Source organism: Stenotrophomonas sp. YJH_SMC_19 (assembly GCF_059367915.1).
Genome location: NZ_JCAFRI010000004.1, coordinates 25107 through 44727, shown reverse-complemented (window position 1 = coordinate 44727; position 19621 = coordinate 25107). Strand labels below are relative to the sequence as shown.

Sequence of the window (19621 nt, the reverse complement as noted above, 5' to 3'; positions counted from 1 at the left end):
GGGGCGGCGATTGCCGCCCCGTTTCCTTTGTGCGATCAACGTGGCAATCGGCAAACGATATCCGTTCCGTTCCATTCACAGACGATCTGCAGCGACTCAGGTGGAGCACCGGGGAACATGTTCACCCCATAGAGGCGACCGGAGTCGATCCATCGATCCAGATCGTCCCGGCTGTTGAAGTTGTAGGTGCCGGCGAAGTGTTGGGCCAGGCCGGGGCTGGTTGCCGCGCCGTCGGGAATCATGTTGCCATTGGCGTCCTTGCTCTGGCCTTGCACGTATCTGGCGGTGTCCACTGACGAAGAGACGATGGCCAGCGTAGTCTTCGAGCCATCGCGCCAGGTGATCCTGTAGATTGCACCGTCGATTCCGAGGGCCTTGCTGACGAAGCTCAGGCCGATCGAGGACAGGAATGTCGCCATGCTGTTCCAGGCCCTCGACGATGTCGTGGCGCCTGTGAATGCCTTGCCCATGGCGCTCTCCAGCCTGAATCGCTCGGTTGCCATCTGCACGACATCGTAGGCGTTGAGGTTCTTGTGCTCTTCCGGGAAGCCTATGCCGTTGGCGTATTGCGGGTCATCAGGATGAACCTCGTACTGGACTCCTCTTCCGGCCCACTGCCGCGGCGCGAACTGTACGGTTGGCACGTTGTTGTCGAGCATCCCCATGATCCGATTGAAGGATGCGTTGATTGGCTCGGGGATCTGCGCCCTGGTGGCGCGATACCGACGCAGCTCGCGATCGTATTCCACATCGAAGCCATGGAGCCGGCGCTGCTGGAAGTCGACGACGATGGTGGGCCCCGTGCCCGAGTAAAGCGCCAGTGCGCGTGGATCGCGACAGTTGTCGCAGACGAGGACACCTGCCGCATGTGCGTCCTGGACGCTGCTGGCCGCGAAGAGCGCGCCAAGCAGAAGGGCGGGGCGGCTGAAGCGTCGTAGTGGTGCTCTTTCCATGAACTGTCTCCTGGGCGGCATCGGATCGATTGCCGTGGAGGCATCTGGATAGCAACGATCCGGGCGTGCCGCACTTCTGCGCGCCCAGGAATCCAAAGCGGGGGCCTTATGCGAAACCGGTAGACGCCTTGAGCGCCTCGTTGTCGGCGCAGCAGTGGAAGGGACTTTTCAGTACAGGCCGTATGCGACCGGTCTCCGGGCAGGCGACATGCCAACGATCCATTGGCATTCCCGCTCCTTGGTCGCAGAATGCTCCACCGTTCATGGACGCCACCACATGCTCATCTATCGAGGCGCAGGGCTGCTGACCCTGCTCACACCGATCGCTGCCGTGCTGCTCATCCTCATCCTGTTCCCGGATCCAGCGGTAGGTCGCGGCAATACTTCACTCAGTCAGGTCCTGCTGGCGTTCGGCCTTGGCTCGGCAATCAACACGGTGCTGGGTTTCGTGCTCAATCGAAAGCCGCGTGCACCTGGGCAGCATGCTCCGCATCACTTCTTCTTCCTGCCGATGCAATGGCCTGCACTGGCGATTGTGGCGGCATGCGTGGTGATCGCAGTGTTGCGCTGAGACGCTGCCCGGACAGCGCCCACCAAGGTTGGCGACTACCGGGTATGCCGTTGCCCCGGTAGATGCCAACCTGGGGCGGCATGGATCCAGAAGCGGCAACAACAAAGGCCCCGGATCGCTCCGGGGCCTTTCTCGTTTCAGTTCACCGCTGGATCAACGATCCGGACGGTGTGCTGCATCCGCGTCGCGCTGGCGTTCCATGAACTCCTTGGACGGTTCATCCAGCTTGTCGCCCAGCATGCGGCGCACGACCACGAAGAACACCGGGATCATCAACAGGCCGAGCAGGGTGGCGAACAGCATGCCGCCGATCACGCCGGTACCGATGGCATGGCGGGAGTTGGCGCCCGCGCCGGTGGAGATCGCCATCGGGATCACGCCCATGATGAACGCGAACGAGGTCATCAGGATCGGGCGGAAACGCAGGCGGGCCGCTTCGATGGTGGCATCGCGCAGGTTCTTGCCGGCGGCGCGCTGCTCCACCGCGAACTCCACGATCAGGATCGCGTTCTTCGCCGCCAGGCCGATCACGGTGATCAGGCCGATCTTGAAGAACAGATCGTTGGGCAGGCCACGCAGCATCGACAGGCCCAGCGCGCCCAGCACGCCCAGCGGTACCACCAGCAGCACCGCTACCGGGATCGACCAGCTTTCATACAGCGCGGCCAGGCACAGGAACACCACCACGATGGACAGCACCAGCAGCAGGGTCGCGGCGTTGCCGGCCAGGATTTCCTGGTAGGACATGCCGGACCAGTCGTAGCCGAAGCCGGCCGGCAGGTCTTCGTTGACGATGCTTTCCATGGTCTGCATCGCTTCACCCGAGCTGGTGCCCGGGGCCTGCGAGCCGACGATGTTGATCGCCGAGTAACCGTTGTAGCGGCTCAGTGACGGCGGTGCCGACACCCACTCGGACTTGACCACCGTGTTGAGCGGGATCATCGCGTTGGTGCCATCGGCATTGGTGGTCAGGCTGGACGGGCTGTAGAAGCTCTTCAGCGATTCCTGGCCGGTGCGGTACGGACCATCGGCCTGCATGGTCACGCGCTTGATGCGGCCTTCGTAGAAGAAGTCGTTGACGTACACCGGGGCCAGCATCAGCTGGATGGTGCTGTACACGTCCGACACCGACATGCCCATCGACTGCGCCTGCACGCGGTCCACATGCAGCTGCAGCTGCGGCGCGTTTTCCAGGCCGTTCGGGCGCACGCCGACCAGGTGGTCCGGCTTCTGCGCGGCCTGGCCGAGCAGGATGTTGCGGGCCTGCGTCAGCTGCTCGTAACCGGCACCACTGCGGTCCTGCAGCCACATGTCGAAGCCGCCGAACTGGCCAAGGCCCTGCACGGTGGGCAGGTTGACCACGAAGATCTGCGCTTCCTTGATGCCGTAGAACGCGCCGTTCATGTTCTGGATGAACTCGGGTGCGGTGAACTTGCGTTCTTCCCACGGCTTCAGGCGGATGAAGCCCATGCCCACGTTCTCGCCGGAGCCGACGAAGCTGAAGCCGGCCACCTGCAGCATGCCTTCATAGCCATCCTGCTTTTCCAGGATGCCACGCATCTGCGCGAACACTTCGTTGGTCTGGCCCTTGGTCGAGCCCGGCGGCAGCTGCACGATCGCCAGCGCATAGCCCTGGTCTTCTTCCGGCAGGAAGCTGCCCGGCATGCGGGTGAACAGGAAGCCGCACAGTGCGGTGAGCACCACGAACAGGATCATCCAGCGCGGCGCATGGCGCACCGCCGAGGTGATGTGGCCGACATAGGTGTGGCTGATCTTGTCGTAGTACTTGTTGAAGGTGCGGTAGACGATGTTCGGGTTGTCGTTGTGCGTCGGCTTCAGGAAGGTCGCGCACAGCGCTGGGGTGAAGCCCAGCGCCAGGAACGCCGAGAACGCCATCGAAATGGCGATGGTCAGGGCGAACTGCTTGTAGATCTCACCGGCGGCGCCGCCCTGCAGGGCGGACGGGATGAACACCGCAGCCAGCACGACGGTGATCGCCACCACCGCGCCGGTGATCTGGGTCATCGCCTTCTGCGTGGCCGGCTTCGGCGCCAGGCCTTCCTCGGTCATGATGCGTTCGACGTTCTCGATCACCACGATCGCGTCATCGACCACGATGCCGATTGCCAGCACCATCGCGAACAGGGTCAGCTGGTTGATCGTGAAGCCGATCATCCACATGCCCAGGAAGGTACCGAGCAGCGCCACCGGGATGACCAGGGTCGGGATCAGCGTGGCGCGGAAGTTCTGCAGGAAGATCAGCATCACCAGGAACACCAGGAACACTGCTTCAAACAGCGTCTTGACCACTTCCTGGATCGAGATCTTGACGAAGGTGGTGCTGTCGTACGGCGAGAACCAGGTCACCCCGGACGGGAAGCTGGGCTGCAGCTCGTCCATCTTGGCGCGCACCGCCTCGGCCACGTTCAGGGCGTTGGCGCCCGGCAGCAGCTGGATGGCGAAGGCACCGGTCGGCTTGCCGTTGTACTGGGTGTCGAAACCGTAGTTGTTGGCACCGAAGGCAACGCGGGCGATGTCCTTCAACAGCACCCGCGAGCCGTCAGCGTTGGCGCGCAGGATGATGTTCTCGAACTCCTGCGGCGAACTGAAGCGGCCTTCGGCCGAGACCGTGGCGGTGAAGTGCTGGCCTTCCGGCGACGGATCCGAGCCAAGCGCACCGGCGGCGAACTGCACGTTCTGCGCGCGCACCGCAGCCAGCACCTGGCTGGCCGACAGGCCATAACCCTGCATCTTTTCCGGGTTCAGCCAGATGTTCATGGCGTACTCGGAACCGAACTGCTGGGTGCTGCCGACGCCGGGGATACGCGAGACCTGGTCGAGCACGCGCGAACCAACGATGTCGTTCAGCGCATCACGGTTGATGGTCGGGGTATCGGACTGCAGCGCCACCACCATCAGGAAGCCGGCGTTGGCCTTGGCCACCACCACGCCCTGCTGGGTCACTTCCGAAGGCAGTCGGGGCGTGGCCAGCGAGACCTTGTTCTGCACCTGCACCTGGGCGATGTCCGGATCGGTACCCGTCTCGAAGGTCAGGGTGATCTGCGCACGGCCGTTGGACGACGAGGAAGAGCTGAAGTACAGCAGGTGATCGATACCGGTCAGCTGCTGCTCGATCACCTGGGTGACCGATTTTTCCGTGGTGTCGGCACTGGCGCCCGGGTAGGTGGCCGAGACGGTGACCTGCGGTGGGGCGATGTTGGGATAGGACTCCACGCCCAGGTTGAGGATCGCGATCACGCCGCTGAGCGAGATCAGGATCGCCACCACCCAGGCGAAGACTGGATGTTCGATGAAAAATTTAGGCATGACGGAAGGTTCCCGTTACTGCTTGTTCGAATCGGTGGCGGCCGGCTTGGCCGCATCGGCCTGCTCGGGCTTGGCCGCGTCGGCCGGTGCCTTGCCAGCAGCCGGTGCGGTGCCCGCCGCAGCGGCGCCGCCTGCGGCCGGCTTGCCGTTGGCGTCCTGCCCCGGGGTCCACGGCTTGGCCACCGCCGGTGCACCTTCCTTGACCTTCTGCACGCCGGCCACGATCACCTTGTCGCCGGCGGCCAGGCCGTCGCTGACCAGCCAGTTGCCGTTCTGCGCGCCATCGGTCTTCACGTTCTTGCGCGCGACCTTGCCGTCGGCGCCGACCACCATCACGTAGCCGCCGGTGGTGTCGCGCAGCAGGGCCTGCTGCGGTACCAGGAAGGCATTGTTGCGTTCGCCCAGGTTGGCCTGGAAGCTGACGAAGGCGCCCGGCAGCAGGATCTGCTGCGGGTTCGGCAGCAACGCGCGCAACGACACCGCACCGGTGGCCGGGTCGACCGTGGTCGAGGAGAAGTCCAGGGTGCCCGGCTCGCTGTAGGTGCTGCCATCGGCCAGCTTGACGTTCACCGTGGCCTTGCCGTCGCCCGACAGCGCCAGCGCGCCCTTGGCCTGTTGCGCGCGCAGCTGGGTCAGCTCGTCCACGCTCAGCGAGAAGTTCACGTACAGCGGGTCGAGCTGGTCGACGGTGGTCAGCAGGGTCACATCGCCCTGGCCGACCAGCGCGCCTTCGGTGACCTGCTGCTTGTTGGCCACGCCGCTGATCGGTGCGGTTACTTCGGTGTAGCCCAGGCTGATGCGCGAGGAAGTCACCGCTGCTTCGGCCTGCTTGACCGCCGCCAGCGCGGTACGCTCGGCCGATTCAGCGTTGTCCAGGTCGGACTTGGAGACGAACTGCTGCGGCGCCAGCGAACGTGCACGGTCGGCGGCCACCTTGGCGTTGGCGTAGGTCGCGCGGGCCGAGGCCAGCTGTGCTTCGGAGGCGTTGAGCGAGGCACGCAGCGGCGCCGGGTCGATCAGGAACAGGGTCTGGCCCTGCTTGACCTGCGAGCCTTCCTGGTAGACGCGCTTGAGCAGCACGCCCGGCACGCGCGCACGCACGTCGGCGCTGCGGAACGGCGACAGGCGACCGACCAGCTCGCGCTGCAGCGGCAGGGTCTGCGGCTTGGCGTCGATCACGCCCACCTCCGGCGGCGGGGGCGTCTGCTGTTCCGGCTTCTTGCAGGCAGCCAGCGCGACAGCAACGGCGCACGTCAAGGCAAGGGTGCGGAGTGGGGCGGTCATCAGGAGGAACTCCGGGGTTGGTTTGAAGACGGGGCCGGCGACGGCTGAGGCGCGAAGGCGCGCAGGAAGCTGTCGACGGAGAACTCTGCCCAGCGCCGACGCAGCCGCGCGTCATCACGATGGGGGGTATGGAAACGCTGTTTGTCGAAATCCTGACCGGCAATCATGCTCAGCAGCAGTTCGGCCATGAAGTGCGGGTCGTCATGCCGGAGCTGGCCACGCATGCAAACGGTTTCAATCCATTCAGCAAGATGAAGCGTCAGTGCGCCGGCTCCGTGCCGGTACAGCGTACGCGCCTCTTCGGGAAACTGGGCCGCGTCGGCGGCGATCAGCCGGCAGGCCTGGCCCACGTGCGGTTGGTTGAAGTGCTCCAGGAAGTCGGTGGCGAACTGGAGCAGGCTGGCACGCAGGTCGTCAGTGCGGAGTGCACGAACCATGGCGCCGGTGGCGTGGCCGACGTGGCGCTGCATCACCCGGCGCAGCAGTTCCTGCTTGCTGCCGTAGCGCGAGTACAGGGTCTGCTTGGAGCAGCCGGCGTGCTGGGCCACCGCCTCCATGCTCATCTGCATGCCCTGCTGGGCCAGCAGTTCGCGTACGGCGTCGAACACACGCTCATCGCGTGCATCGAGGGCAACGGGGAGGTAGGCCGGGTTCACGCGGTGGACTATACCGTCCAGTTCAGGATTGTGGAATCGCGTCGGCGTCGCCGCGTGTGTCTTCCGGTAACACGTTTTGCCGATCCTGTCGGCAGTGCTGAAACAGGCGCCAGCACCATACCGGTGCGAACTGAATAGGCGTTTGAACCGCAGCAAACCCGAATCTGCTTATTCCGTCCTGCAGCAAGGCCTTTTCGCGCGGTAGGGCTACAATTTCATTTTCCCAACTGAGCAAGCGCATCGCTCTGCCATGAAACCGCAAAAAACCGCAGCCAAGACCGTGAAGAACAAGACGAAACCAGCAGAGTCGGAGGTCGCAGTGACCGCTGGTTTCTCCCTGGAGCCGGTGTACACGGCCTTGCGCAAGCGCTACCCCGCGGCCGCACAGGCCGAAGCAGTGGCCTTTGCCACTGACTTCTACAAGCGCATGGAATCGGACGAGTTCCCGCACCACAGCGCTGAAGAGTGGGCCGCTCTCGCGGCTGAGACGCTGGAATTCGCGCGTGCCCGCAAGGCCGGCAAGGCCAACGTCCGCGTGTTCAATCCGACCGCGAAGGCCAACGGTTGGGAATCGCCGCACACCGTGCTGCAGATCGTCAACGATGACATGCCGTTCCTCGTGGATACGGTCACCATGTCGCTGGCCGAGCAGGGCGTGGGCGTCCACGTGCTGGGCCACCCGGTGCTGCGCTTCACCCGCGACAAGGCCGGCAAGCTGGTCAAGGTCGGCGAGGGTGATGCCGAGTCGGTGATGCTGCTGGAGATCGACCGCCAGCCGGCCGAAGCCATGGCCGCCATCGAACAGGCCATCAACAAGGCGCTGGACGAAGTGCGCGCGATCGTGCGCGACTGGCAGCCGATGAAGGACAAGGCACTGGCGCTGGCCGACGACCTGGGCAAGCGCCAGCTGCCGGTCGACGATGCATCGCGCAAGGAAGCACAGGAGTTCCTGCGCTGGGCCGCCGACAACCACTTCACCTTCTTCGGCTACCGCGAGTACCGCGTCGAGAAGCAGGGCAAGGAAGACGTACTGGCGCCGCTGAACGACACCGGCCTGGGCCTGATGCGCGGCAAGGACAAGTCCGCGGCCCGCCCGGTCAAGACCCTGGCCGCGCAGGGCCTGAACGCCACGTCCGGCCTGAAGGACGCGCTGATCCTGACCAAGACCAATGCCCGTTCGCGCGTGCACCGCGCCGGCTACATGGACTACATCGGCGTGCTGGAATTCGACGCCAAGGGCAAGATCATCGGCGAGCAGCGCTTCCTCGGCCTGTTCACCTCCAGCGCCTACAACCGCCGCCCGTGGGAGATCCCGCTGGTGCGCCAGCGCCACGAGCACGTGATGAAGCAGTCCGGCCTGGCCCCGGCCAGCCACAGTGGCAAGGCCCTGCGCCACATCCTGGAAACCCTGCCGCGCGAAGAACTGTTCCAGTCCAGCGAGGACGAACTGTTCCGCACCGCGATGGGCGTGCTGGGCCTGCAGGAACGCGTGCGCAGCCGCCTGTTCCTGCGCCGCGACAAGTACAGCCGTTTCATTTCCGCGCTGGTCTACCTGCCGCGCGAGCGCTTCAACACCGACGTGCGCCTGCGCATCGAGGCGATGCTGAAGGACGCGCTGCACGGTGAGTACGTGGACAGCTCGGTGGTGCTGGGCGAATCGCCGCTGGCCCAGGTGCACCTGATCGTGCGCCCGAAGCCGGGTGAAATGCTCGACGTCGATACCGCCGAACTGGAGCAGAAGCTGGCCCAGGTGCTGCGCAACTGGCAGGACGACCTGCGCGAAGCGCTGGTGGCCCGCCACGGCGAGACCGAAGGCCTGCGCATCGCCGCGCGTATCGGCAAGGCGCTGCCGGCCGGCTACATCGAAGACAACAGCACCGCGGTTGCAGCCAACGATGTCAGCCAGCTTGATGCCCTGACCGGCCCGGACGACCTGCGCCTGAGCCTGCAGGCCGTGCCGCGCGAAAGCGGTGATGGCCTGCGCCTGAAGCTGTATCGCCAGCTGGACGACATCCCGCTGTCGGACGCGCTGCCGATGATGGAAAACATGGGCCTGCGCGTGATCGCCGAGCGTCCGTACCGCCTGTCGGTCGACAACGCCCCGGTGTACGTGCAGGACTTCGAGGTCGAATCGACCGCCGGCGCGATCGATGCCGCCAGCGTCGATGAAGCCTTCGGCGAGACCTTTGCCCGCGTCTGGCACGGCGATGCCGAGAACGACGGCTTCAACCGCCTGGTGCTGGCTGCCGGCCTGCACTGGCGCCAGGTCGCCATGCTGCGTGGCTACTGCAAGTACCTGCTGCAGACCGGCGTGCCGTTCTCGCAGGCCTACGTGGAAGGCACCTTCGCGCGCTACCCGCTGCTGGCCCGACTGCTGGTCGAGCTGTTCGAAGCGCGCTTCGATCCGGCTACCGGCCACGAGAGCAAGGACGACATCGCCGCCGGCCAGGCCCAGCTGAAGGCCCACTTCGATGTGCTGGCTGCCGGCGACGACGCCACCCTGAAGGTGCTCAAGACCGTGGTCGACGCCCGCAAGGGTGACCGCGACGCGCAGATGCAGGCCGCGCGCGATGCGCTGCTGAAGCTGATGGACCGTGTGTCCAGCCTGGACGAGGACCGCATCCTGCGCTCGTTCATGGGCGTGATCGACGCGACCCTGCGCACCAGCTACTACCAGACCGATGCCAACGGCCAGCACGGCCATGTCATCAGCTTCAAGTTTGATTCGGCGCTGGTGCCGGACCTGCCGAAGCCGCGCCCGTACCGCGAGATCTTCGTCTACGGCCCGCGCGTGGAAGGTACCCACCTGCGCTTCGGCGCGGTCGCCCGTGGCGGCCTGCGCTGGTCGGACCGTCGCGAAGACTTCCGTACCGAAGTGCTGGGCCTGGTCAAGGCACAGATGGTCAAGAACACCGTGATCGTGCCGGTCGGCGCGAAGGGCGGCTTCTTCGCCAAGACCCCGCCGGTGAACGGCGACCGCGACGCGATCTTCGCCAACGGCGTGGCCTGCTACAAGCTGTTCATCCAGGGCCTGCTGGACATCACCGACAACATCGTCAACAACAAGATCGTGCCGCCGGTGGATGTCGTGCGCCACGACATGGACGATCCGTACCTGGTGGTGGCCGCCGACAAGGGCACCGCGACCTTCTCCGACATCGCCAACGGCCTGGCCATCGCGCACGGCTTCTGGATGGGCGATGCGTTCGCCTCCGGTGGTTCGGTTGGCTATGACCACAAGGGCATGGGCATCACCGCACGCGGTGCGTGGGAATCGGTCAAGCGCCACTTCCGTGCTCTGGGCCGTGACAGCCAGACCCAGGACTTCACTGCGGTCGGCGTCGGCGACATGTCCGGCGACGTGTTCGGCAACGGCATGCTGCTGTCGCGCCACATCCGCCTGGTCGCTGCCTTCGACCACCGCCACATCTTCCTGGACCCGAACCCGGATGCGGCCACCACGTTCGTCGAACGTGAGCGCCTGTTCACCGTGCCGCGTTCGAGCTGGGCGGACTACGACGCCAAGCTGATCAGCAAGGGCGGCGGCGTGTACCCGCGCAGCCTGAAGTCGATCGAGATCACCCCGCAGGTGCGTGAAGCGCTGGGCCTGGATGACAACGTCAAGGCGCTGTCGCCGAACGATCTGATGAGCGCGATCCTGAAGGCACCGGTCGACCTGCTGTGGAACGGCGGCATCGGTACCTACGTGAAGGCTGCCAGCGAGCAGCACAGCGATGTCGGCGACCGCGCCAACAACGCCCTGCGCGTGAACGGTGGCGAGCTGCGCTGCAAGGTGGTGGGCGAGGGCGGCAACCTGGGCATGACCCAGCTGGGCCGCATCGAAGCCGCCCAGGCCGGCGTGCTGCTCAACACCGACTTCATCGACAACTCGGCCGGTGTGGACACCTCCGACCACGAAGTCAACATCAAGATCCTGCTCAACGATGTGGTGCGGGCCAAGAAGCTGACCGTCGAGCAGCGCAACAAGCTGCTGGCCTCGATGACCGATGAAGTCGCCGAGCTGGTGCTCAATGACAACTACCGCCAGAACCAGGCGCTGAGCCTGATGGAGCGGATGGCGGTCAAGCGCCTGGGTTCCAAGCAGCACTTCATCCGTACCCTGGAACAGCAGGGCCTGCTGGATCGCCAGATCGAGTTCCTGCCGTCCGACGCCGAGCTGTCCCAGCGCAAGGCACGCGGCCAGGGCCTGACCCGCCCGGAACTGTCGGTGCTGCTGTCCTACTCGAAGCTGGTGGCGTTCGCCCAGCTGCTGGAATCGGACATCCCGGAAGATCCGTACCTGTCCAAGGAACTGCAGCGTTACTTCCCGACCCCGCTGCAGAAGAAGTACGCCGACGCGATGGAGCGTCACCGCCTGAAGCGCGAAATCATCGCCACGGCCGTGACCAACCAGACCATCAACCGCATGGGCGCCACCTTCCTGATGCGCATGCAGGAAGACACCGGCCGTTCCATCGCCGAGGTCGCCAAGGCCTACACCATCAGCCGCGAAACGCTGGATGCGCGCGCGCTGTGGGCGCAGATCGATGCACTCGACGGCAAGGTGCCGGAGTCGGTGCAGATCGACGCACTGGAAGTGATCTGGAAGCTGCAGCGTTCGTTCGTGCGTTGGCTGCTGTCGCGCCCGGGCGCGATGCCGGGCATCACTGAAGCGGTCAACCGCTACCAGGGTCCGTTCAACGACATCCGCGTTGCCTCGGGTGTGCTGCCGGATTCGCAGCGTCCGACCTACGAAGCCCTGGTGGCCGAGTGGAAGGAAAAGGGCCTGCCGTCCGCGCTGGCGCAGCAGCTGGCCGAACTGCACTTCCTGGAGCCGGCGTTCGACATCATCGAACTGGCCCGCACCCGCAAGCTGAAGCCGGTGGACGTGTCCAAGGTCCACTTCCGCCTGGGCGATGCCCTGCAGCTGCCGTGGCTGTTCGAGCAGGTCGATGCGCTGGAGGTCAACGGTCGTTGGCACGCCGTGGCACGTGGCGTGCTGCGTGACGAGCTGGCCGCCAACCACCGCAACCTGGCCGGCCAGGTGCTGGGCACCAAGGGCAGCAGCGCGGAGGCCAAGGTCGCAGCCTGGATGGGCCGCGACGACAACAGCCTGCGCTTCACCCTGGCGATGCTGGCCGAACTGGCCGAGCAGAAGACCCTGGACTACCCGACCGTTTCGGTCGCGGTGCAGCGCCTGGGCCAGCTGGCGGCACACGGCGCGTAAGTGAAGTAGTGCCAGGCCATGCCTGGCATGCGTGAACCGGAACGGCCCCGCGAAAGCGGGACCGTTCTGCATTGCACGGTAGTGCCGGCCGCTGGCCGGCAGCCGCATGAACCGCAACCGGGTGCAGCTGCCGGCCAGCACTACCGGGTATGCTCTTGCAGGCACACCCACCCGGATCCACCGATGAGCGACACCCCCCGCATCGCTTTCCTGGCCAGCACCGCCGAGCCCGCGCAGATGGCCCGCGCGGCGATGATCTCGCGTTATGGCGATCACGCGCCGGAGCAGGCCGACGTGCTGTGCCCGCTGGGGGGCGACGGCTTCATGCTGCAGACCCTGCATCGGCATGGGCACCTGGGCAAGCCGGTGTTCGGCATGAAGCTGGGCACGGTCGGCTTCCTGATGAACCAGTACCGTGGAGACGACGACGTGCAGGCCCGCATCGCACGCGCAGAACCGGCCAACCTGCGCCCGCTGGAAATGGTGGCGCTGACCGAGTCCGGCACCAGTACCGGCTCGCTGGCCTACAACGACGTTTCGCTCCTGCGCCAGACCCGGCAGGCCGCGCATATTGGCATCGACCTCAACGGCCAGGAGCGCGTGGCCGAACTGATCGGCGACGGCGTGCTGGTGGCCACCCCGGCCGGCAGTACCGCCTACAACTATTCCGCGCATGGTCCGGTGCTGCCGCTGGGCTCGCACACCATCGCGCTGACGCCGTTGGCCCCGTACCGGCCGCGGCGCTGGCGCGGCGCGATCCTGAAGGCCGATACCGAAGTGCGCTTCCGCGTGCTCGATCCGTACAAGCGCCCGGTCAGCGTGACTGCCGATTCGCACGAGACCCGCGACGTGGTCGAGGTGACCATCCGTGAGTCGAAGGACCGCCGCGTGACCCTGCTGTTCGACCCGGAGCACAACCTGGAAGACCGGATCCTGAGCGAACAGTTCGTTTTTTGAGGACAATGGGCAGCCGGCCGTGCCGACCGCTTGAAGGACCCCCACCGATGGGCGACAACTCCCCCCGTTTGCTGACCGTCGCGGTGACCTCGCGCGCGCTGTTCGACCTCGAGGAAAGCCACGCGCTGTTCGAGAGCGATGGCGTGGCGGCCTATGCCGAATTCCAGCGCCAGCACGAGGACGATATCCTCGGCCCCGGCGTGGCGTTTCCGGTGGTACGCAAGCTGCTGGCTTTGAACCAGGGGGCCAGCCCGGAGAATCCTCGCGTCGAGGTGATCCTGCTGTCGCGCAACTCGGCCGATACCGGCCTGCGCATCTTCAATTCGATCCAGCACTACGGCCTGGGCATCATCCGTGCAACGTTCACCGCCGGCGAGCCGACCTGGCCGTACGTGAAGCCGTTCGGCACCGACCTGTTCCTGTCGGCGAACCCGGAATCGGTGCGCAGCGCGCTGCGCCACGGCATCGCCGCGGCGACCATCCTGCCCAAGCCGCCCGGCGAAACCGCCGCCGCGGCGGCCGACCAGATCGATACCGGTCGCCCGGCCGGCCAGTTGCGCATCGCCTTCGACGGTGACGCGGTGATCTTCGGTGACGAGAGCGAGCGCATCTCACGCGAGCAGGGCGTGGAGGCGTTTGGCCGGCACGAGCGTGAACGGGCCCGCGAACCCCTCAGCGGCGGCCCGTTCCGCGGTTTCCTGTCGGCCCTGCATACGCTGCAGGAAGTGTTCCCGGCCGGCGAGAGCGCGCCGATCCGCACTGCGCTGGTGACCGCACGCTCGGCACCGGCGCATGAGCGCGTAATCCGCACCCTGCGCGAGTGGGGAGTGCGCCTCGACGAAGCGCTGTTCCTCGGCGGCCGCCACAAGGGGCCCTTCCTGCAGGCGTTCGGTGCCGACATCTTCTTCGATGATTCGCAGCACAACATCGACAGTGCGCGCGAACACGTGGCCGCCGGCCACGTACCGCACGGTGTCGCCAACGAGGGGTGAGACCATGCCGGGTGGGTGCCAACCGTTGGTTGGCACAGCCATGCATCGGCGCCCACCAAGCTGGGCATCTACCAGAGCGCTGTACCGCGGTAGTCGCCAACCTTGGTTGGCGCCATCCTGGGTCCATGCCCACCAAGGTGGGCACCTACCGAAAGCAGCACCGTCGAAGGGCATGACCCGTCACGGGGTGGCCGACCTCCCCAACCGCAGATCCACCACCTTCCAGCACATGCCTTGCGGTTCCAGCACCACTTTCATCGGCGGCTGGTCGGGGCCGCGATCGACGTCGATCACGAAGCGGTCCAGCGCTTCGAAGTGATGCTCGGCGTTCTTCAATGGCCGTGCCGGCTCGGTCGCGCCGAAGGCATCACCGCCCTGCAGTTCATTGCGGCCGCGCTTCCACAGCACGTGGCCCTGCAGCATTGCGCCGATCCCGGTCGGGGTCACCATGGTCTCCACCGCTGCACCGCCGAGCTGGTCGCCGAGGCCGTAGAGCAGGGCGCCGAACGGGCTGGCCGCTACATCCGGGCCGGCCTGGCGTACCAGATAGTCGTTGAGCTGGGCGCGCAGGCTGCTGCGCACGCGAGGGAAATCGACATAGCGTTCCAGTCGCGCCGTGTCGCGTTCTTCGATGGCCTTGGACAGGCCATGCACGGCCATGTACGGGCCGCCGAACCACCACGCAGCCAAGGCCAGGACCAGCAGCACAGCCAGTGCAGTGAGCTTCTTCATGCTGTCCAGACTGCCGCAAGTGAGGCAGCCAGTGGTGAACGGCAGGTGATGCGGCTCAGAACTCCAGGTCCAGAGCCGCGCACAGGTAGTCAACGAACGGGCCGAGCCCAGCCAGGTCCTTGCCCAGCGTGGACAGCAGGCGCGGGCCGGTCATGGTGGCATCGTCCAGCGAGCGCCACATCACCCAGTTGCGGTGCTTGAGGTCGTCGATGAACTCGAAGTCGGCCGGGAAGCCACGCGGGGGCCGCACCAGCTTTTCGCTCTCCTCGAAATCGAAGCGTTTGCGCAGGGCCGGTGCATGCGCGGCGGCCTTCCAGCTGCCCGGATTGTCGAGGATGAAGTGGCGTACGCGGCGCTGGGTTTCCGGTTCCGGATGCCACAGGCCGGCGCCGACGAAGCTCTCGCCCGGCTGCAGGTGCACGTAGAACGAGGGCGCGGCCACTTCGCGGCGGCGCTCATGGAACAGGCGTGCACCCTGCCAGGTCTTGTACGGCGACTTGTCGTTGGAAAAACGCGCGTCACGATGGATGCGGAACAGCGAGCCACCGACGCCACGGGTATCGGCGCGGAAGTGCTCGCTGACCTCGGCCAGCGCCGGCTGCAGGTCGCCCAGCAGGCGCAGGAACGGCTGCCGCACGTGGTCTTCGTACTGCTGGCGGTGATCGTTGAACCAGGCCTTGTCGTTGTGCCGCGCAAGGCTGCGCAGGAACTTGAAGCTGGCGTCCGAGAAATAAGTGCTCACAGCGTCTCCTGCAGGTGCTGGCCCCAGTCGCGCAGCGATTGCAGCAGGGCCTGGCGCCGGGTGTCATCGGGCGCTTCGGCGGCCAGTGCATCCAGCTGCTGCTGGTACTGGGGCAGGTTGAGTTCGCCCAGGCCGCCGTCTCCGAGCAGGCGCTGGCGGCGGTAATCCTGCCAGCGCTGGCGTTCAGGCGGCGCGAGGCTGTCGGGATGATTGCGCGCGCGGTAGCGGAACAGCAGCTCCGGCAGGCGCGGGTCGCGGAAGCGACCTTCCAGCGCGGCCAGCTGCTCGGGCGCGGTGGTGCGTGCAAGCGCAAGCAGCGGCTTGTCACCGTTGCCGAGGAAGCCGTCGTACAGCGAGGCATCGACGTCGGCCACGGTGGCGGCGCGGGGCTGGTTGTAGACCTGCCGGGCCTTCTCGGCCAGCTGCGGGGCGAACGCGCGCAGGCGTTCCACCTTGGCTTCGATCGCAGCCACATCCAGGCCGAGGCGCGCGTGGTCATCGGCGCGCAGGTGGTTCCAGGCGATCAGCGCCGGCACCTTGTTCAGATGCACTTCCTTCAGCGGTACCCGTGCCGCGCCTTCGGGCAGCTCGCTGGCGCGCATGTACAGGCGCTGTGCGATCACCTCGGCCGGCAGTTCCAGCAGGTCGTCGATCTCGCCATCCAGGTCGAATACGATCACCCGGTTGTTGATGGTCGGGTGCACGGCCAACGGCAGCACCGGTGCCGCGCACAGGCGGCTGGCCGGGTAGCGCATGGAAATGTGCAGCACCGGCTTCATCGCGGCCACGTCCAGCAGGCCGCCGACGAAGCGCTTGTCGCGCAGCTTCAGGGCGTAGTCCCACAGGCGTGGTTGCGACTGCTTGAACAGCCGCGCCATGCCGATGGTGGCGCGCACGTCGGACAGTGCTTCGTGTGCATCGCCTTCGCGCACGTGGTTGGCTTCGGCCAGATGTTCGAGCTTGAACGAGGTGGCGCCATCCTCGCGCAGCGGCCACTGGATGCCGTCCGGGCGCATCGCGCGCATCAGCCGCAGCATGTCCAGCAGGTCCCAGCGCGAATTACCGTTGCGCCACTCGCGTTCGTACGGGTCGTGGAAGTTGCGGAACAGCCCGTAGCGGACGAACTCATCGTCGAAGCGCAGCGTGTTGTAGCCCAGCGCGCAGGTGCCGGGGCGCGACAGCTGCTCGTTGATGCGGTCGAAGGCCTCGGCCTCGCTGATGCCCTCGGCCAGTGCCTGCTGCGGGGTGATGCCGGTAACCAGGGTGGCCATCGGCGAGGGCAGCAGATCATCGGCCGGGCGCACGAAGAAGCTGACCGGGGTGTCGATTTCGTTGAGATCGGCGTCGGTTCGGATGGCGGCGAACTGCGAGATGCGCGTGCGCCGCGGGTCCTGGCCGAAGGTTTCCAGATCGTAGAACAGGAAGCTGTCAGCCATCAGTGCGCGCCCTCCAGGACCGGCAGCTGCGCGTGGATCTGCGCTTCCAGCGCGGCCCAGTCGATGTTGTCCAGTGAATCATGGCCGGCGGTGGCGGCCACCAGCATGTCGCGTTGCAGTTCGGTGCGGCGCAGCGCCTCGGCGTACGGCGTGTGCAGGAAGGTGACCATCGTGTAGTGCGGCACGAAGCGGGTCGGCCAGCGCCGCTGCAGTTCCTGTTCCAGTTCGCGCTGCAGCAGGAATGCAGGGTCGGCGACGCGGTCGCGCATTTCCAGGTAGTTCTCCAGCGCCATCTGCTGGATGGCACGTGCATTCGGCTTGCGCTCGGCTTCGAACGCGGCGAACGCACCTTCCAGATCATCGGCCTCCATCAGGTGGCGGGCCAGTGCAACGCAGTCCTCGAACGCGCAGTTCATGCCCTGGCCGTGGAACGGCACCATCGCATGCGCGGCGTCGCCGATCAGCACGGCACGGCCCTGCTGGTGCCAGCGATCGAGCGTCAGCGTGCCAAGCAGGCCCGGCGGGTGCTGTTCCCAGTCTGCGCGCAGGTTCGGGATCAGTGGCAGGGTGTCGGCGAACTCGCGCGCGAACAGCGCCTCGGCCTGCGCGCCGGTATTGATCGTGGCGAAGCTGGGATCGCCCTGGTTGGGCAGGAACAAAGTGACGGTGAAGGTGCCTTCGTGATTGGGCAGGGCGATGCACATGTAATGGCCGCGCGGCCAGATATGCAGCGCGTTGCGCTCGATGCGGAAGCTGCCATCGTCGGCCGGCGGAATTTCCAGCTCCTTGTAGGAGTGATCGAGGAACGCGATGTCCTCGCCCAGCGGCGCCCGCCGGTTCATCGCCGCGCGCAGGGCCGAGCCTGCACCATCGGCACCGATCAGGGTGTCGAAGCGGATGTCATGCGGGCTGTCGTCGCGGTCGTCGATGAAGCGTGCGTAGCCGGCGTCGAAATCGACGGTGTGCAGGCGGCGGTGGAAGTGTACGGTCGCGCCAGCCTGTTCGGCCAGTTCCAGCAGCGTGGTGTTGAGGTCGCTGCGATGGATCGACCAGATCACTTCGCTGTCGTCGCGGCCATAGCGCTGCAGCTGCGGTTCGCCTTCGCGCGGATGCACCATGCGTCCGCGCATCATCACCGCGCGCGCCATGACCTCGTCTTCCACACCGGCCTGGCGCAGCGCATTGCGCCCACGCTCGGCCAGCGCCAGGTTGATCGAGCGGCCGCTCTCGTAGTCGGCCACGCGTGGATCGCCACGGCGTTCGTACAGGGTGATGCGCCAGCCCTGGCGTGACAGCAGGATGGCCAGCAGCGACCCGGCGAGGCCGGCACCGATAATGCTCAACGAGCGGGAAGCATGTGCGATCAACGAACTGTCCAGCAGTAGGGGAGGGACCGGCTCAGAGGCCGGCCCAGGCTTCCACTTCCTCGACGAAGTGGTGCACGTCCAGGTAGCGGTTGTAGAGCGGGGTGGGCGAGATGCGGATCACGTCCGGCTCGCGCCAGTCGCCGAGCACGCCGATGCCGCGCAGGTGCTCGAACAGCGCACGGCCGCGCTCGCGGCCACCGATCACGCGCAATGACAGCTGGCAGCCACGGCGCTGTGGCTCGGCCGGGGTGATGATGTCGAGCACGCCGGAAAGGCGTGCACGTACAAGCGCTTCGAGCATGCCGGTCAACGCCAGCGACTTGTTGCGCAGTGCCTCCATGCCGGCGCGCTCGAACAGGTCCAGCGACGCGCGCAGCGGCGCCAGGCCGAGGATCGGCGGATTGCTGAGCTGCCAGCCTTCGGCACCGATGGCGGGGGTGAACTGCGGTGCCATCTGGAAGCGGGTGGCTTCCTCATGGCCCCACCAGCCGGCAAAGCGCGGCAGCGTGGTGTCGCGGTGATGGCGCTCGTGCACGAACGCGCCGGCCACCGCACCCGGGCCGCTGTTGAGGTATTTGTAGTGGCACCACACGGCGAAATCGGGTGCGACGTCATGCAGGCGCAGCGACAGGTTGCCGACCGAGTGCGCCAGGTCGAAGCCGATGCGCGCGCCCTGCAGGCGGGCAGCACGGGTGATTGCATCGAGGTCGAAGGCCTGGCCGGTGCGGTACTGCACGCCGGGCCACAGCACCAGTGCAAGGCGCGGACCGTGTTCGGCGATGGCGCGCTCGATCGCGGTGAGCGAGATCGTTCCGTTGGCTTCGTCCGGTTGCACTTCCACCAGGCACTCGGCCGGGTCGAACCCGTGGAAACGGATCTGCGCTTCCACCGCGTGTCGGTCGGTCGGGAATGCACCGGCTTCCATCAGGATCACCGGGCGCTGCGCGGTCGGTCGGTAGAAGCTGACCATCATCAGGTGCAGGTTCACGCTCAGCGTGTTCATCGCCACCACTTCGCTGGGCAGTGCACCGACCACGCGGGCCAGCTGCGCGCTCACCAGGCGGTGGTAGGACAGCCACTGCGTCGGGCCGGTGAAGTGGCCTTCCACCGCCAGCTCGCCCCATTGCTTCATCACTTCCTGCACCGCGGCCTGGGCGCCACGCGGCTGCAGGCCCAGCGAGTTGCCGACGAAGTAGGTCTGCTCGCCACCGCCATGGCGCGGAATCAGGAATTCGTTACGCAGCGGGCGCAGCGGATCGGCGGCGTCCATGGCAATGGCGTGGGTGCGGCTGAGCAGGTCGGACATGGTCGGGCAACAGGCTGCAACGGGACCGCCAGTGTAGCGCCTGGGGCATGGCCCGGTAGACGCGGCCACGC

Annotated in this window: 13 protein-coding genes; 4 read left to right on the top strand and 9 right to left on the bottom strand. The window is 66.3% G+C overall.

Annotation, left to right across the window (positions count from 1 at the left end):
* Positions 1 to 35: 35 nt before the first annotated feature.
* Positions 36 to 953, bottom strand: coding sequence for a hypothetical protein (locus AC5P5R_RS06360; protein ID WP_005413923.1), 918 nt, complete (start codon positions 951 to 953; stop codon positions 36 to 38).
* Between the two features lie 208 nt (positions 954 to 1161).
* Between AC5P5R_RS06360 and AC5P5R_RS06355 the strand changes: the two genes are divergently transcribed.
* Complete coding sequence (locus AC5P5R_RS06355) at positions 1162 to 1524, top strand: hypothetical protein (protein ID WP_224119239.1); 363 nt, start codon at positions 1162 to 1164, stop codon at positions 1522 to 1524.
* Between the two features lie 153 nt (positions 1525 to 1677).
* On the opposite strand, the gene AC5P5R_RS06350 is transcribed toward AC5P5R_RS06355, so the two are convergent.
* From AC5P5R_RS06350 to AC5P5R_RS06340, 3 genes are read right to left on the bottom strand one after another with little or no spacing between them, the layout of a single operon-like run.
* Positions 1678 to 4851: a multidrug efflux RND transporter permease subunit gene (locus AC5P5R_RS06350; protein ID WP_033835832.1), complete on the bottom strand. Its 3174-nt coding sequence runs from the start codon at positions 4849 to 4851 to the stop codon at positions 1678 to 1680.
* 15 nt (positions 4852 to 4866) lie between these two features.
* Positions 4867 to 6135 (bottom strand): efflux RND transporter periplasmic adaptor subunit, encoded by a 1269-nt coding sequence (locus AC5P5R_RS06345; RefSeq protein ID WP_005413920.1) that lies wholly within the window; start codon positions 6133 to 6135, stop codon positions 4867 to 4869.
* Positions 6135 to 6791, bottom strand: a complete 657-nt coding sequence (locus tag AC5P5R_RS06340; protein ID WP_005410245.1) for a TetR/AcrR family transcriptional regulator — start codon at positions 6789 to 6791, stop codon at positions 6135 to 6137. Before AC5P5R_RS06340 ends, AC5P5R_RS06345 begins: the two co-directional genes overlap by 1 nt.
* Before the next feature lie 250 nt (positions 6792 to 7041).
* Between AC5P5R_RS06340 and AC5P5R_RS06335 the strand changes: the two genes are divergently transcribed.
* The 3 genes from AC5P5R_RS06335 to AC5P5R_RS06325 all read left to right on the top strand — a co-directional run bounded on the left by AC5P5R_RS06335 (position 7042) and on the right by AC5P5R_RS06325 (position 13967).
* A complete protein-coding gene (locus AC5P5R_RS06335; RefSeq protein ID WP_044570577.1) occupies positions 7042 to 12018 on the top strand; it encodes an NAD-glutamate dehydrogenase in 4977 nt (1658 codons plus the stop codon).
* 183 nt (positions 12019 to 12201) lie between these two features.
* Positions 12202 to 12975 (top strand): NAD kinase, encoded by a 774-nt coding sequence (locus tag AC5P5R_RS06330; protein ID WP_005410243.1) that lies wholly within the window; start codon positions 12202 to 12204, stop codon positions 12973 to 12975.
* Positions 12976 to 13022: 47 nt separating this feature from the next.
* Positions 13023 to 13967: a 5'-nucleotidase gene (locus tag AC5P5R_RS06325; protein ID WP_005410242.1), complete on the top strand. Its 945-nt coding sequence runs from the start codon at positions 13023 to 13025 to the stop codon at positions 13965 to 13967.
* A 180-nt stretch (positions 13968 to 14147) separates the two neighbouring features.
* On the opposite strand, the gene AC5P5R_RS06320 is transcribed toward AC5P5R_RS06325, so the two are convergent.
* The 5 genes from AC5P5R_RS06320 to kynU are packed head-to-tail and all read right to left on the bottom strand — an operon-like array spanning position 14148 to position 19550.
* On the bottom strand, positions 14148 to 14699 hold the full coding sequence (locus AC5P5R_RS06320; protein ID WP_329751782.1) for a DUF2939 domain-containing protein: 552 nt from the start codon (positions 14697 to 14699) through the stop codon (positions 14148 to 14150).
* Positions 14700 to 14754: 55 nt separating this feature from the next.
* Entirely contained in the window at positions 14755 to 15441 is a 687-nt protein-coding gene (locus tag AC5P5R_RS06315; protein WP_005410240.1) for a DUF2461 domain-containing protein, read from the bottom strand.
* Positions 15438 to 16877, bottom strand: a complete 1440-nt coding sequence (sbcB, locus tag AC5P5R_RS06310; protein ID WP_043034704.1) for an exodeoxyribonuclease I — start codon at positions 16875 to 16877, stop codon at positions 15438 to 15440. The genes AC5P5R_RS06315 and sbcB overlap by 4 nt, the downstream gene beginning before the upstream one ends.
* Positions 16877 to 18244 (bottom strand): FAD-dependent oxidoreductase, encoded by a 1368-nt coding sequence (locus AC5P5R_RS06305; RefSeq protein WP_043034703.1) that lies wholly within the window; start codon positions 18242 to 18244, stop codon positions 16877 to 16879. The genes sbcB and AC5P5R_RS06305 overlap by 1 nt, the downstream gene beginning before the upstream one ends.
* Positions 18245 to 18275: 31 nt before the next feature.
* A complete protein-coding gene (gene kynU, locus AC5P5R_RS06300; RefSeq protein WP_100438739.1) occupies positions 18276 to 19550 on the bottom strand; it encodes a kynureninase in 1275 nt (424 codons plus the stop codon).
* Positions 19551 to 19621: the final 71 nt, after the last annotated feature.